The following is a 15,175-nucleotide window of genomic DNA, read 5'->3' as shown; positions in this document are numbered from 1 at the left end:
CGGTCGGGCGCCCCGTCTGCTCTCACGCCGCGTGCAACGCGCGGCGCAGCGCGGCGGTGGCGTCGCGCTTCATGCGCAGCACCGGTTCGGCGTCGGGCAGCATGTCGAAGCCGTGATAGGCACCCGCATAGACGTGCAGTTCGGCGGCAACGCCGGCTTCGATCAGGCGTCGGGCATAGTCCATGTCCTCCGCCAGAAACAGGTCGAGCGCGCCGACCGCGATGAAAGCGGGCGGCAATCCTGCCAGCGACTCGGCGCGCGCCGGCACCGCATAGGGCGGCACGCTCGCCCCGCCCGGTTCCGTCCCCAGCAGCGACCGCCAGCCGAAGCTATTGGCCTGCGGCGTCCACACGAACGCGCCCAGATGGTCCGGCTGGCGGGTGATGCAGGTGCGGTCGTCGAGCATCGGGTAGATGAGGTTTTGGTGAATGATGGCCGGGCCGCCCCGGTCGCGCGCCAGCTGGCACAGCGCCGCCGCCAGCCCGCCGCCCGCGCTTTCCCCGCGCACCGCGATACGCGCTCCGTCGATACCCAGCGCTTCCGCCCGCTCGACGGCCCAGTTCAGCGCAGCATAGCAATCCTCGACAGAACCGGGCGCCACGGTCTCGGGCGCCAGCCGATAGTCGACGGCGACGATCACCGCATCCACCGCCGCCGCCGTCGCCAGGTTCGCCGCGTGGCTGATGCGGTGCGAGCCCATGACATAACCGCCGCCATGGATCTGAACGATCAGCGGCAACGGTCCGGCCGCGCCGGCCGGGGTGTAGACCCGCACGGGCACGTCATGGCCGGCGGGCGAAGGGGCGTGGTCGTCGCGCCACGCTACGCCCTGGGCATCCGGCTCGGGCGCGGCGGCGACCGCCTGATCCATGCCCTGGCGGATCACGGGTAGCGCCTCGGGCGAGAAATCGAACGGCGGCATCAGATCGAGGCCGGGCAACAGGGCGGGGTCTACGAAATGGCGCACGTGTCTTCTCTCCTCATGACGCCCGCATCGCATCCTTGTTGGCGCGCGGGCCAAGCCGTCTCAATCCGCGCCACGCCGGAACGCACTGCGCCCCAATGAGCCCGCGTGGCGATGGTTCGCCATCGCCGAGCCCTGTGTCGAGGCGCTCGTCGGATCGGGGACGGTGATAGGTGCCGAACATGATGTCGAACAAGGGGAAAATATCGGCGAAATTGCGATCATGATGTGCGGCAAGGCGCGAATGATGGATGCGATGCACCTGCGGCGTCACCAGCACGCGGTCGAGCCAGGGGAGGCTGATCCTGATCGCGCTATGGTAGAACATCGACCAGAGGCTGAGGAACAGCGTCGCGAGCAGCGCGGACTGGCCGGCCTGCACAGCGTCCAGGTCGAAGATCAGGCCCAGGGTGAAGGCGGGGAAGATCGCGATCCAGGACGCCTGCAGGAAATGGTCCCGCGCCCAGGTCGAGCAGTTCATTCGCTCGTCGCTGTGATGGAGCTTGTGGAATTCCCAGAGGACCGGCACGCGATGTTCGATCCGGTGCGCCCAGTAGAACCACATGTCGTGCAGCAGCAGCGGCAGGAATATCATGACGGCGATTTCCAGCACGCCGCCTACCCACGGCAGCGCGCCGATGTCGGAAAAGGTGAAGGCCAGCGGCCGCCACGGCAGCCACTGACGCAGCGCGGCGCTGAGAGCCGCGGCTGCGACCCCCGCCGGCAGTGCGAGGAACAGTGTCGACATGGCGACCAGAATGTTCAGCCCATAGTCCCGCCATCCCGGGCGATCACCCACCGGCCAGATCTGCTCGGCGACGATGAAGGGTATCAGCATCAGCGGCAAAGCGATGACCGCCGGCAGGATATCCTGCAAGGCCGCCGTCATGCTGGCCCAAAAGTCCATTCGCCCTCTCCCCGACCGATTGACGCCGCCATTATGCGCAGAGTCGTCGGGAAGAGAAAGCTAAAAGAACTACATCGTTCGATAACTGGCGGGCAGGCGTCGTCAGTAACGCTGGCCGATCGCGCCGTCATGATAGATGGACGCGCCGGTCACGAACCGCGCCTCATCCGACGCCAGGTAAACGAAGGCGTGGGCAGTGTCTTCGGGCTGGCTCGACACGCCGAGCGCGCCCAGCCCGGCGATGCTGGCTTCCGCGGCCTCGACCGTCTCATAGCGGCCGAGCTTCACATAATCGGCGAGCCCTTCGCGGATCAGCGGCGTCATGGTGAGGCCGGGATGTACGCTGTTGACCCGGATCTTCATCGGCCCGAATTCGACCGCCGCGCACAGGGTCAGCATCCGCCCAGCCGCCTTCGATGTGTGATAGCCGATATTGATCCCGCTCGGCATGTAGGAGGCCATGGAGAGATTGTTGATGATCGATCCGCCGCCGGGGAAGCGGTTCACGCTGTCCTTGAGCGCGGGCAGGCAGGCTTTCATGCCCATGAACAGCGCGTCGTGATTGACCGCCATCACCTTGCGCAGATCATCGAGCGACGAATGTTCGATCCCGCTGTGGATGGCGATGCCGGCATTGTTGACCAGCACGTCGATGCCGCCATGCGCGGACGTGGCATGGTCGGCGACCCGGGCCCAGTCGGCTTGGCTGGTGACATCCTGCTCAACCAGTTCGAAGGCGCCGCCAACGCCCAGTCTGGCCATGCGCGCGGAGATCTCCGCCGCCTCTTCCTGACGGAAATCGGTTCCGATCACCGCCTTTGCGCCTTCGCGCAAAAAGGCTTCGCAGATCGCGACCCCGATATTACCGTCGCGCCCTGCACCCGTGACTATCGCGACCTTGCCGTTCAACCTTCCAGCCATGGCCTATCTCTCCTGCAATGATTTTATTTCTTCATTCCCCAAGGCAGGCGCACATCGCGTCCACGGCCGCCCGCGCGCGATCCAGCGGCGACAGGCCGGCATCGATCGCGGATTGCTGGGGCACTTCCACGCTGATCGGGACACCGGGCGCCAGCGCATGGGCAAAGCCGGCGATATCGAACACGCCCTGGCCCGGCAGCAGGCGCTGGATGCCTGCTTCATGGTCGATCATCTCGACGGGCACGGATGCCGGTCCGTCAGAGACCTGGCCGATCCAGACCCGCGGATCGCCAAGCAGGGCCATGCTCGCCTCCGTCTCGCCGCCGCGCATCACGTGCAGCAGATCGAGCGTCACGCCGATATCCGCGCGGCCCGTCCGTTCGATCTCCGCCAATGTTTCCGCGAGCGTTCGGACTTGGGCGGGCGGATAGAATTCGATGGCCAGCCTGACGCCGAAGGACGCCGCCAGATCGGCAAGCTCGATCAGCTTCTCGGTGCGCCGCACCGGATCGCGGTCATAACAGAGAACATTGGCCAGCGAGCCGCCGAGTTCCGCGCCCGTTTCCAGAACTGGCGCAAAATCAGCGACGACAGTACGTCCCGCCACGGTGAAGGGATAGAAGAGGTCGACGGTAACCCCGTTGGCCGAAAGCGCCGCCTTCGTTTCGCGACGGGCCACCGCATCGCGGACCAGATCATACACCGGCATCGCCGGCAGCACCTCCATCGAATGGAGGAATGGGCAGATACCGCTACACCCCGTCGCGGCAGCGATTTCCGCCAGCCGCGCGGGGGTAACATCGGTTACGGTGATATGATCGAGGGACAGCTGCATGACTTTATCGTCAGGCTGCTGCCTCGCGCTCCTTCACCATGTCAAGCGCGACGTCGACGATCATGTCCTCCTGACCGCCCACCATCTTGCGCCGGCCCAGTTCTACCAGGATCGCACGGGTATCAATCCCGTAGGTTTCAGCCGCCTTTTCAGCATGGCGGAGAAATGAAGAATAGACGCCGGCATAGCCGAGCGCGAGCGTTTCGCGGTCGACGCGCACCGGGCGGTCCTGCAACGGACGCACCAGATCCTCCGCCGCGTCCATCAGCGCATTGACGTCGCAGCCGTGGTTCCAGCCCTTGCGCTCGGCGGCGGCGATGAACACTTCGAGCGGCGCGTTGCCCGCGCCCGCACCCATGCCGGTCAGACTGGCGTCGATGCGCACCGCGCCGCACTGGGCCGCGACGATCGAGTTGGCGACGCCGAGCGAGAGATTGTGGTGTGCATGGATGCCGCGCTGCGTCTCGGGCTTGAGAACGCGGTCATAGGCTTCCAGTCGCGCCTTCACGCCATCCATGTCGAGCGCGCCGCCGCTGTCGGTCACATAGACGCACTGCGCGCCATAGCTTTCCATCAGCAAGGCCTGCTCGGCCAGCTTTTCCGGCTCGATCATATGGCTCATCATCAGGAAGCCCGACACGTCCATGCCCAGGTCACGGGCGATGCCGATATGCTGCTTGGAAACATCCGCCTCGGTGCAGTGCGTCGCGACGCGAACCGAGCGCACGCCGATGTCATAGGCGCGGCGCAATTCCTCCACCGTGCCGACGCCCGGCAAAATCAGCGTGGTCAGCACGGACTTGGTGAGCACCGCAGCCACCGCCTCCAGCCATTCCCAGTCGGTGTGCGCGCCAAAGCCGTAGTTGAAGCTGGCACCCGACAGGCCATCGCCATGGGCGACCTCGATCGCATCGACGCCCGCGTCATCCAGCGCCTTGGCGATGGCGGCGACATGATCGACCCCATACATGTGGCGGACAGCGTGCATACCGTCGCGCAGCGTCACGTCCTGAATGTAGAGCTTGTCACCCGCCTCGACGTTGAATCCCACGGTGTTCTGGGCGCTCATGCTGCCACCTTCTTTCCTTCGAGAATCTTCTTTGCCAACAATTCGCCGGTCGCCTTGGCGGCGGCGGTCATGATGTCCAGATTGCCCGAATAGCTGGGCAGATAATCGCCCGCCCCTTCGACTTCGAGCAGGACCATCGTCTTGATGCCGGTGAACTCGCCGCGTCCGGGAATCTTCAACTTGTTGTTGTCGCCGAAGCGTTCGAACTGCACTTCCTGCTTCAGGCGATAGCCCGGAACATAGGCCTGGACCTTCTTCACCATCGCTTCCACAGAAGCGCGGATGGCGTCTTCGTCGGCGCCTTCTGACAGGGTGAAGACCGTATCGCGCATGATCATCGGCGGCTCGGCGGGATTGAGGATGATGATCGCCTTGCCCTTGTCGGCTCCGCCGACCTTTTCGATCGCGTTGGCCGTGGTGCGGGTGAATTCGTCGATATTGGCGCGCGTGCCCGGCCCGGCGGAACGCGACGAGACGGAGGCGACGATTTCGGCATAATGGACCTTGGCTACCTGGCTGACGGCAGCGACCATGGGGATCGTCGCCTGGCCGCCGCACGTCACCATGTTGACGTTACCGGCAGCGAGATTTTCCTCCATGTTGACCGGGGGCACGGTGAACGGGCCGATCGCGGCGGGGGTCAGGTCGACCACCTGCTTGCCGTCCTTGCGCAGCGCTTCGTCATGCACCTTGTGCGCGTAGGCGGACGTCGCGTCGAAGACGATGCCGATCTCGGGGTAGACATCCATCTTCATCAGGCCTTCCAGCCCTTCATGCGTGGTCGCCACGCCGCGTTCGCGGGCCATGGCCAGCCCTTCCGACGCCTCGTCGATGCCGACCACGACGGCCAGTTCCATATTCTGCGGATATTTGACCATCTTCATCATCAGGTCGGTGCCGATATTGCCCGATCCGATGATTGCCGCCTTGACCTTGTCAGCCATCATTTACTCCTTACACGAAGCGCGCGGTGCAGGCGCCCACGCCATGCAACTGCATTTCAAAAACATCGCCGGCCTTTGCCGGTTCGAGCGGCACCAGGCTGCCCGACAGGATCACGTCGCCCGCTTCCAGCACGACGCCATAGGCGCCCAGCGTGTTGGCGAGCCAGGCCACAGCCTCGGCGGGCGACCCCTGGACCGCATGGCCATAGCCTTCGGACAGCGGCTCGCCATTTTTGGTGACGGTGACATGCAGGTTCGGCAGGTCGTGCGCGCGCGGATCGACACGCGCCTCACCCAGCACATAGACGCCGCAGGACGCGTTGTCGGCTACGGTGTCGACGATGCCGATCTTCCAGTCCTGAATCCGGCTGTCGACGATTTCGAAGCAGGGGACGATCGATTCGGTCGCGGCGATCACCTGATCGGCGGTCACGCCCGGCCCTTTGAGGCGGTCCTTCAGGATGAAGCCGATCTCTGCTTCGGCACGCGGCTGGATCAGTCCGTTGGCCGCCACGTCGATGGCGCCTTCCACGAACATGCGATCGGTGAGGAAGCCGAAATCGGGCTGATGCACGCCCAGCATGTCCTGCACGGCCTTCGACGTCACGCCGATCTTCTTGCCGATAACCCGTTCGCCATCGCTCTTGCGCCGTTCCAGAGCGCCGAGCGAGATCGCATAGGCGTCGTCGATGGTCAGGTGCGGATGACGCGCCATGAGCGGCGTTACCGTCCGTCCCTCGCGCAGGGCAAGATAGAGTTCTTCGGCAAGCGCTTCGTTCAGGGATTGATCAACCATATCGTTCACAAATAGGCTCCATCCTGGAAGATGAGAGGGTCGACCGCCTCGCCGATCCGGACAGCCTCCACACGGGCGATGACGATGCTGTGCGTGCCGTAGGGAATGAGACTGTCGATGGTGCAGGACAGATTGGCCTGCGCCTCCTCCAGGATCGGCAAGTCATGATGATCGCGGGACCAGCTGCCGACGCCGAACCGCAGTTCGCGCGCGACCGCACCGCCGAAAGCCGCAGACACTTCCCGCTGATGACGCGAAAGCAGATTGATGCTGATCGGGCATCCCGCCGACAGATGCGCGTGAATGCTCGCCGAACGGTTGACGCACACCAATATGGCCGGCGGGTCCATGGTCAGCGACGTGATAGACGTCGCCGCCATGCCTACCGGCGCGTCATCGCCCAGCGCCGCGATGATCGCGACGCCGGATGCCAGGCGCCGCATCGCACCCTTCAGGCCAACGACCACATCGTCGACCGGAACCGGCTGGAGAGACGCGTCGGTCATGCGGCTGACCCGGCCCGCCGTGAGTTCTGCTTCGATGTCCGGTCCATTTGCACCCGATGCCCCATATAATTGTCCACGTGAATGACAGCCACCATGGCCTCATCATCGCGCATGATGTCAAGATAATCGACCCTTCATTGCGACGCGGGCCAGGCACGCCCGATAAGGCGCGCCCGGCCCGCTCGCCAGATCAAAGGAAGGTGAAGGACGGCGCTTCGCCCTGCATCGTGCCGATCAGGTCGCTGGTGCGGTTCGCCGGATCGTTGGCAACATGCGCACGGGCCGCATTCAGGTCCAGCCAGGGCTGGATGATCGCGCTCGACATGTAGATCGCGCGGCCACCCATCAATTTCATCATGTCGTCGGCAAGGTCCGCCATCCGGCGCACCACGCTGGCGGACTGGTAGGCGAACATGCCACGGCGGGCCATGGGGATATCCTCGCCGCGTTCGGCATATTCCATGAGTTCATCGAATGTCGCGCGATGCGTCATTTCCATCTCGCTGGTCTCGGCGATGGCACGGGCGATCGCCGCATGCAGCACCGGATCGGCCTTCGCCGCCTTGCCGGTATTGGTCGATACGCGGCTCGCCATGATGTCGAGCGCGGCCTGCGTCGCGGCACGGATGCCCCCGAACGCCGCCGTCGACACGGAACGCATGAACACCTGCGCCCAGGGCAGGCGATAGAGCGGGCCGTCATTTTCCTTCTGCCCCGGATTGGCGCAGTGGAAACCGTCGATCGCCCTGTGCGTGCGATAGTCGGGCACGAACACGCGATCCACGACGATATCGAAACTGCCCGTACCCTGAAGGCCGAACGTATCCCACGTGCCCTCGATCACCTGATAATCGGATCGCGGCAGCAGGAAGGTGCGCATATCGGGCGGGCCGCCGTCCGTGTCGAAATTGATCGCGCCCAGCAACACCCAGCCGCAATGGGTCGACCCCGACGAAAACCCCCAGCGGCCCGACAGATAAAAGCCGCCCTCGGCCTTTTCCACCTTGCCCACCGGCTGATAGGTCGACGACACCAGCATGTCCGGATTGTCTGCCCAGACTTCGCGCTGCGCCTCGTCATGGAACAGGGCAAGCTCATAGGGATGGCAACCGAGCACGCCGTAAATCCAGCCGGTCGACATGCAGCCTTCCGCCAAGGCCTTCTGAACTTCGAAAAAGACATTCGGGTGCATTTCATACCCGCCCCAGCGTTTCGGCTGGAGAACGCGGAAAAACCCCGCCGCCTTCATTTCCGACACGGTTTCGTCCGGAACATTGTGCGCCAATGTGCAGGCGCGTGCGCGTTCCCGCAAAACGGGGATCATGGCGCGGGCACGCTCGATGAGCGTTTCGGGCGAGGGGATAGCCTCCTCCGCAATTCCGATCGACTTGGTAGCTACAGCGCCGGTCATCATCATCTCCATATCGGGCCGCGTTTGGCGAAACTTGCCATATGCGTAGCACATATAATTCTTCGTTACGCAAAACGTCAAGACAAACGGGGCTTGCGCATTTTGCACGATGCTTATAGGCGATTTGCGAACGAATTGCCATTGCCGACCGGGCCGACCGCCCGAAAGGACATACTCGCAGTCTTTGTATTCGCGTAGTCCTATTGGCGGTTGACCGAGCGAACAGGTGGTGGCTTCGTTGAGGCAAAGACAATGAGGGCGAGGCAGCAGGAATGGCGGTAAAATCCTTGGGCTATGTGATCATAGAGGCGAAGGACCTGTCTGCTTGGCGTGACTTCGCCTGCGACATTGCCGGGCTGATGCCCGCGGATTCGGACCGGGAGGATGTAGCGCTTTTTCGCATGGACGACCGCCCTTTCCGCCTGTGGGTGCAGCAGGGCGAACAGAATCGCTTCGTGGCGCCGGGCTGGGAGTTTGCGACTCGCGAAGATTTCGAATCGGCGCTTGCTGCGCTGGAAACGGCGGGCCGCCCCGTCGAACGCGCCGACATCATGGAGGCACGCGCACGGAAGGTTTATGAACTGGCACGCTCGTCCGACCCGGCGGGCAACGCCATGGAACTCTTCTACGGGCGGTTCGTCGATTATGCGCCCTTCGTATCGCCCGCCGCGGTCAGCCGTTTCGTCACGGGCGACAATGGCGACATGGGCCTGGGACATGTCGTGCTGACCGCGCCCAATTTCGACGAGACCCACCGGTTCTACAAGGATGTGCTGGGGTTCGGCGACACCGACCTCGGCCGCTTCTACCTTATGGGCGGCGGGCCCGACGATCCGGGCGTAGGCTTCGCATTCCTGCATTGCAACAGCCGACATCACAGCCTGGCGCTGGGACAGATGCCCGAAAGCCCCAATGGCGCGGTGCATATGATGGTCGAGGTCGGCGCGCTGGAGGATGTCGGGCGCGCGTATGACCGAGTACTGCGGAGCAAGGGGAAAATTCCCCTTTCGGCCACGCTGGGTCGGCATGTCAATGACAAGATGACATCCTTCTACATGCAGACACCGGGCGGGTTCGACATTGAATATGGCTGGAACGGATTGGTAATCGACCCCGCGACCTGGGTGCCGACGACCAGCTTGGCCGTAAGCGACTGGGGCCATAAATGGGCCCACGAGCAAGACTGACGCAAAGGATGAATGACACTATGCTCGACAAGCGCATGACGATCGACGACATCGTCGACCAACTTTCCGACGGGATGACGATCGGTGTTGGCGGCTGGGCCACCCGCCGCAAGCCGATGGCGCTGATCCGCGCGATCGCCCGGTCCGGCCTGAAGGATCTGACGCTGATGGCCGGCTATGGCGGCATGGACATCGGGATGCTCGCGGCGACGGGCAAGATCCGCAAGCTCGTCTTTGCCTTCGCCAGTCTCGATCATTTCCCGCTGGAACCGCATTTCCGCAACGCACGCCAGGCCGGCGCGTTCGAGGTGCTGGAACTGGACGAGGGCCTGTATCACTGGGGCTTGCGCGCCGGGGCCATGAAGCTGCCCTTCCTGCCGACTCGCGTCGGCATCGGCACCGACATCATCACGCAGAGCGGCTTCGACTTCAAATTCGTGACCAGCCCCTATGGCGATGGCGAACAACTGGTCGCCATGCCCGCGCTGGTTCCCGACGTCGCGCTGATCCACGCCCATCGATCCGACGAGAAGGGTAATCTGCTAACGCAGAGCAAGGATGCGCTGTTCGACGAATTGCTGGTCCGCGCTGCGACCAGGAGCTTCGCCACCGTCGAGAAGATCGTGCCGACCGCAGAGTTGGATATGAAGCATAACAGCCGCTACAATCTGGTCGAGCGGGCGATGATCACCGGCGTCGCCGAAGCGCCGCTTGGCGCCCATCCCAGCAGCGCCGACCCGGACTATCAGCTCGATCTCAAGCACATCAAAACCTATGTCGACAGCGCCGCTTCGCCCGAAGCCTGGGCCGAATATAAGGCGAAATATGTCGATGTACCGGAGGCCGAATATCAGGCCGCAATCGGCGGCGCCGAAGCTGTCGCCGCCCTGCCCGTCCCCATTTACTGAGCGAGAACCGCAACCATGACAGACATTTCCTATTCGCTCGCCGAACTGGTCATCGTCGCCTGTGCAGAGGCGTGGCGCGATAATGGCGAGGTGATGGCGACCGGCATCGGCCCCCTGCCCCGTATCGGCGCGGGACTCGCCAAGCTGACCTTCGCACCGGCGATCCAGACCACAGATGGCGAATGCTGGTACACAACCGAACCCGTCGGCCCCGGCAAGCGCACCGCCGAACCGGAGTTCGAGGGTATCGCCAATTATGACCGGGTCTTTTCCGCGCTGTGGAGCGGCAAGCGTCATGCTCTGGTCGGCCCGGTGCAGATCGACCGTTATGGCCAGGCGAACATCAGTTCCATCGGCGACCACAAGAAGCCCAAGATCGCGATGCTGGGCGCGCGCGGCTTCCCCGGCAATTCGATCAGCCATCCCAACAGTTTCTTCTTCCCCAACCATAACAAGCGGGCCTTCATCGAGGGGGAGGTCGATTTCGTCTGCATGGCGGGTTACAACCCGGCCCGCTACCTGAACGGCCAGCCGCCCAAGGGTCTCGACCTGCGCATCATCGTCACCAATTTGTGCGTCATGGATTTCGGCGGGCCGGACCATCAGATCCGCGTCGTGTCGCTGCATCCGGGCGTCACATTCGATGAAGTGCAGGACAATACCGGCTTCCCGCTGGCGAAGATCGCAGACGATATCCCGACAACGCCCGCCCCGACCGCCGAGCAGCTGGAGATCATCGCAAAGCTCGACCCCAACAATGTGCGGGCCACCGTGTTCAAGGACAATCCGGCCGGCGACAGGAAGGCAGCCTGACATGAACGAAGCCGATCGCCTGGTCGAACCGCAAAAGGTCGACATCGTCTACGAGACCGACGAGCCGGTCACCTATGAGGTGATCGACAATGTCGCATGGATCATGCTGAACCGTCCGGGCTTCAACAACGCCCAGAACGGCCAGATGACCTACGCGCTCGACGACGCCTTCATCAAGGCGACGAACGACGACGACGTCCGCTGCATCGTGCTGGGCGGCAACGGCAAGCATTTCTCGGCCGGGCATGACATCGGCACGCCCGGCCGCGACGTGCACAAGCATTTCGAGAACCGGCTGATGGTTCCCGGCCATGTCAACAAGCCCGCCGCGGAGCTGCTCTACACCCGCGAGAAGGAGCAATATGTCGGCATGTGCCGACGCTGGCGCGACACCCCCAAGCCGACCATCGCCATGGTCCAGGGCGCCTGCGTCGCCGGCGGGCTGATGCTGGCATGGGTGTGCGACCTGATCGTCGCGACCGACGACGCCTTTTTCCAGGACCCGGTCAATCGCATGGGCATTCCGGGCGTCGAATATTTCGCCCACGCCTATGAACTGCCGCCGCGTGTTGCCAAGGAATTCCTGCTGCTGGGCGAGCGGATGAGCGCGCAGCGCGCCGAACAGTTCGGCATGGTGAACAAGGTCGTGTCGCGCGAGGCGCTGCGCGAGACAGTCGCTGCGATGGCGGCCAAGCTGGTGGCGCAGCCGCGTCTGGGCAACTGGCTGACCAAGCAGGCGATCAACCATGTCGAGGAGCTGATGGGCAAGCGCAACGCGATGGATGCGCAATATCATATGCACCATTTCGCCCATGCGCAGAACGACCTGACGCAGGGCAGCTCCATCGCGGGCCTCGACGCCAAGAAGATGGCCGAAGCCAACAAGAAGCAGGCGAGCGAATAATGGGCGAACCGCTGCACACGATCATGGTCGAGCGGCTGGGTTGTCGCTGGCCGATCATCCAGACGGCGATGGGCTGGGTGGCCGAACCCTCGCTGGTCATTGGTTCCAGCAATGCGGGGGCCTTCGGTTTTCTGGGCGCAGCGGTCATGACGCCCGACGAGGCGCGCGAAAAAATCCTGCTGGTCCGTAAGGGCACGGACAAGCCCTTCGGCGTCAATTTCCACAGTTTCCAGCCGGGCGCCGACCAGATTGTCGAACTGATTCTGGAGAACAGGGAGCAGGTTCGCGCCGTCAGCTTCGGACGCGGTCCGAACGCCAAGATGATCGGCCGCTTCAAGGATGCGGGCATCCTGTGCGTGCCGACCGTCGGCGCGGTCAAGCATGCGCAGAAGATGGTCGAACTGGGCGTCGATATGGTCAATGTACAGGGCGGCGAAGGCGGCGGCCATACCGGATCGGTGCCGACCACAGTGCTGCTGCCGCAGGTGCTAGACGCGGTACAGGTGCCGGTGATCGCCAGTGGCGGCATGGCCGACGGCCGGGGTCTGGCCGCCGCGCTCGCTTATGGCGCGGTCGGCATCGCCATGGGGACGCGCTTTCTGCTGACGAAGGAAAGCCCGGTGCCCGACAGTGCCAAGGCGGAATATCTGAAAGCCAGCACCGACCGCATCGTCGTCACCACCAAGCTGGACGGCATCCCGCAGCGGATGGTGCGCACGCGGCTGATGGACAAGATCGAGAAATCAGGGAAGCTGGGCATGTGGCTGCGCGCGATCGAAGCGGGCGCAGCGATGAAGAAGCAGACCGGCGCAAGCTGGATGGATTTCGTGAAATCCGCGCGCGGCATGACCGCGCATGGCGCGATGCCGCTGAAGCAGGCGATGATGGCCGCGACCATGCCGATGCTGATCCAGAAGGCCGTGGTCGACGGCGACATCGAACATGGCGTGATGGCGACGGGCGTCGTCGGCGGGCGGATCGGGGAGATCCCGACCTGTCAGGAACTGGTCGATCGCATTGTGGCGGAAGCGCACGAACGGCTGAGCGCGCTGGCTGCGCTGGGCAAAGAACCGGCCCCGGTCGCCTGAGGAGAGAAAACATGCCGATTACGCTCACCATCAAGGACAAGATCGCCGAAATCCTGTTCGATCATCCGCCGGTCAATGCTTTCGACACGGCGGGATGGGAATCCATTCCCGCTTTGGTTTGGGAGGCATCGCGCAATCCCGACGTGCGCTGCATCCTGATCCGTGCGGAAGGGCGCGGCTTCTGCGGCGGTGTCGACATCAAGGAGATGGCCGCCCATCCCGAACGCATCGCGAAGCTGAACAAGGATAATTACCTGACCTTCAAGGCGATCCGCGATTGCGAGATCCCGGTTGTCGGCGCGCTGCACGGCTTCGTGATCGGTGGCGGCGTCAATATCGCGGGCGCATGCGACTGCCTGATCGCGGCGGAGGGCGCCTATTTCTCGCTGCCGGAGATCGATCGTGGCGCCATGGGCGGCGCCGCCTTCATGAGCCGGATGCTGCCCGTGCAGATGGTGCGCGCCAATTTCTTCACCGGCGGACGTATCTCGGTCGAGGATGCGCATCGCCACGGTTCGATCCACAAGGTGGTGCCGCTCGAAAAGCTGAAGGAAGAAGCCTACGCCTTCTGCGAGGTGATCGCGTCGAAGAGCCGCGCCGCGCTGGTCATCGCCAAGCAGGCGCTGAACCTGATCGAGCCGACCGACCCGTCCGACCATTATCGCATCGAACAGGGCTTCACCCTGGAAATGTATATGCATGAAGACAGCCAGAAGGCGCGCGACGCCTTTGCCGAAGGAAAGGGCACGGCGAAGTTCTGATGGACCTGACTTATACTCCCGAGCAGCAGGCATTCCGCGCCGAAGTGCGCGCATGGCTGGAAGCCCATGTCCCCGGCGAGCCGCTGGAGCATTTCGACGCGACCCGCGAAGGGTTCGAAGCGCATCGTGCATGGGAAAAGACGCTCAAGTCCGGAGACTGGGGCATGGTCACCTGGCCCAAGGAATATGGCGGGCGCGGGCTTGACCTGATCCAGTGGCTGATCTTCGAGGAGGAATATTACCGTGCGGGCGCGCCGGGGCGCGTCAATCAGAACGGCATCTTCCTGCTGGGTCCGACGTTGATCGAATTCGGCACGCATGAACAGAAGCAGCGCTTCCTGCCCAAAATGGCGAGCGGCGAGGAAATCTGGGCCCAGGCCTGGTCCGAGCCGATGGCGGGCAGCGATCTGGCGGGCGTGCGGTCGACCTGCGTTCTGGAGGGCGACGAATATGTGCTGAACGGCCACAAGATCTGGTCGAGCCGCGCCGTGTTCGCCGACTGGGCGTTCGGCCTGTTCCGCACGCCGGGGACGGAGCGGCACAAGGGCCTCTCCCTCATATTCTTCCCGCTGGACGCGCCGGGCGTGACGGTGAACCCGATCAAGAAGATCAACGGCCATGTCGGCTTTGCCGAAATCTTCCTGGAAAATGTCCGCGTGCCCGCGTTCAACCGGCTGGGCGATGAAGGTCAGGGCTGGCATATCTGCATGGCGACGGCCGGGTTCGAGCGAGGGCTGATGTTGCGCTCTCCTGCCCGCTATCAGGTGGCCGCGAGGAAGCTCGCCGAACTCTGGGAAGCGCACAAGGAAAGCGCCGATCCTTCGCTGGAAGCCGATGTGGTGCGCGCGCACATGAATGCGGACGCCTATGCGCTCAACATCTACCAGACGGCCTCGCGCCTGATCGCGGGCGCGAAAATCGGGCCGGAAGCGAGCACCAACAAGATCTTCTGGTCGGAACTGGACATCCACCTGACGCAGACGGCGCTTTCGATCCTCGGCCCCACGGCGGAACTGACCCACGAGGCGCCCGACGCCTGCCCGGTCGACTGGATCGACGATTATATCTTCGCGCTCGCGGGCCCCATCTATGCCGGGTCGAACGAGATTCAGCGCAACATCATTGCCGAGCGCATGCTCGGCCTGCCGCGTTAAGGGGAGG

Annotated in this window: 16 protein-coding genes; 7 read left to right on the top strand and 9 right to left on the bottom strand. The window is 63.7% G+C overall.

What is annotated here, in order from left to right; translation table 11 throughout:
• Nucleotides 1–22 precede the first annotated feature (22 nt).
• The 9 genes from J3E64_RS17105 to J3E64_RS17065 all read right to left on the bottom strand — a co-directional run bounded on the left by J3E64_RS17105 (nt 23) and on the right by J3E64_RS17065 (nt 8,353).
• On the bottom strand, nt 23–967 hold the full coding sequence (locus J3E64_RS17105) for an alpha/beta hydrolase (protein WP_253344252.1): 945 nt from the start codon (nt 965–967) through the stop codon (nt 23–25).
• A gap of 13 nt (nt 968–980) precedes the next feature.
• Nucleotides 981–1,871, bottom strand: coding sequence for a sterol desaturase family protein (locus J3E64_RS17100; RefSeq protein ID WP_253344251.1), 891 nt, complete (start codon nt 1,869–1,871; stop codon nt 981–983).
• Nucleotides 1,872–1,973: 102 nt separating this feature from the next.
• A complete protein-coding gene (locus J3E64_RS17095; protein ID WP_253344250.1) occupies nt 1,974–2,792 on the bottom strand; it encodes an SDR family NAD(P)-dependent oxidoreductase in 819 nt (272 codons plus the stop codon).
• 31 nt (nt 2,793–2,823) lie between these two features.
• Nucleotides 2,824–3,627, bottom strand: a complete 804-nt coding sequence (locus J3E64_RS17090) for a sugar phosphate isomerase/epimerase (RefSeq protein ID WP_253344249.1) — start codon at nt 3,625–3,627, stop codon at nt 2,824–2,826.
• A 10-nt stretch (nt 3,628–3,637) separates the two neighbouring features.
• Complete coding sequence (dmpG, locus tag J3E64_RS17085; RefSeq protein ID WP_253344248.1) at nt 3,638–4,696, bottom strand: 4-hydroxy-2-oxovalerate aldolase; 1,059 nt, start codon at nt 4,694–4,696, stop codon at nt 3,638–3,640.
• Nucleotides 4,693–5,640, bottom strand: a complete 948-nt coding sequence (locus tag J3E64_RS17080) for an acetaldehyde dehydrogenase (acetylating) (RefSeq protein WP_253344247.1) — start codon at nt 5,638–5,640, stop codon at nt 4,693–4,695. The genes dmpG and J3E64_RS17080 overlap by 4 nt, the downstream gene beginning before the upstream one ends.
• 10 nt (nt 5,641–5,650) lie before the next feature.
• Nucleotides 5,651–6,436: a fumarylacetoacetate hydrolase family protein gene (locus tag J3E64_RS17075; protein WP_253344302.1), complete on the bottom strand. Its 786-nt coding sequence runs from the start codon at nt 6,434–6,436 to the stop codon at nt 5,651–5,653.
• Nucleotides 6,437–6,441: 5 nt separating this feature from the next.
• Nucleotides 6,442–6,942, bottom strand: a complete 501-nt coding sequence (locus J3E64_RS17070) for a flavin reductase family protein (protein WP_253344246.1) — start codon at nt 6,940–6,942, stop codon at nt 6,442–6,444.
• Between the two features lie 190 nt (nt 6,943–7,132).
• Nucleotides 7,133–8,353: an acyl-CoA dehydrogenase family protein gene (locus J3E64_RS17065; protein ID WP_253344245.1), complete on the bottom strand. Its 1,221-nt coding sequence runs from the start codon at nt 8,351–8,353 to the stop codon at nt 7,133–7,135.
• A gap of 272 nt (nt 8,354–8,625) precedes the next feature.
• Here J3E64_RS17065 and J3E64_RS17060 point away from each other — a divergent pair, with 272 nt between their 5' ends.
• From J3E64_RS17060 to J3E64_RS17030, 7 genes are read left to right on the top strand one after another with little or no spacing between them, the layout of a single operon-like run.
• The gene (locus tag J3E64_RS17060) at nt 8,626–9,540 is read left to right on the top strand and encodes a VOC family protein (RefSeq protein WP_253344244.1); all 915 of its coding nucleotides are present in this window, start codon (nt 8,626–8,628) and stop codon (nt 9,538–9,540) included.
• 8 nt (nt 9,541–9,548) lie between these two features.
• A complete protein-coding gene (locus J3E64_RS17055) occupies nt 9,549–10,448 on the top strand; it encodes a CoA transferase subunit A (protein WP_253344243.1) in 900 nt (299 codons plus the stop codon).
• Nucleotides 10,449–10,463: 15 nt separating this feature from the next.
• Nucleotides 10,464–11,261, top strand: a complete 798-nt coding sequence (locus tag J3E64_RS17050) for a CoA-transferase subunit beta (RefSeq protein ID WP_253344242.1) — start codon at nt 10,464–10,466, stop codon at nt 11,259–11,261.
• Between the two features lies 1 nt (nt 11,262).
• Nucleotides 11,263–12,165, top strand: a complete 903-nt coding sequence (locus J3E64_RS17045; protein WP_253344241.1) for an enoyl-CoA hydratase — start codon at nt 11,263–11,265, stop codon at nt 12,163–12,165.
• The gene (locus J3E64_RS17040; protein WP_253344240.1) at nt 12,165–13,253 is read left to right on the top strand and encodes a nitronate monooxygenase family protein; all 1,089 of its coding nucleotides are present in this window, start codon (nt 12,165–12,167) and stop codon (nt 13,251–13,253) included. Before J3E64_RS17045 ends, J3E64_RS17040 begins: the two co-directional genes overlap by 1 nt.
• Before the next feature lie 11 nt (nt 13,254–13,264).
• A complete protein-coding gene (locus J3E64_RS17035; RefSeq protein WP_253344239.1) occupies nt 13,265–14,014 on the top strand; it encodes an enoyl-CoA hydratase family protein in 750 nt (249 codons plus the stop codon).
• Complete coding sequence (locus tag J3E64_RS17030) at nt 14,014–15,168, top strand: acyl-CoA dehydrogenase (RefSeq protein WP_253344238.1); 1,155 nt, start codon at nt 14,014–14,016, stop codon at nt 15,166–15,168. The genes J3E64_RS17035 and J3E64_RS17030 overlap by 1 nt, the downstream gene beginning before the upstream one ends.
• Nucleotides 15,169–15,175: the final 7 nt, after the last annotated feature.

Origin of the sequence: Sphingobium sp. OAS761 (genome assembly GCF_024168485.1) — a bacterium.
GTDB lineage: Bacteria > Pseudomonadota > Alphaproteobacteria > Sphingomonadales > Sphingomonadaceae > Sphingobium.
This window is presented reverse-complemented; position numbering and strand designations above follow the sequence as displayed.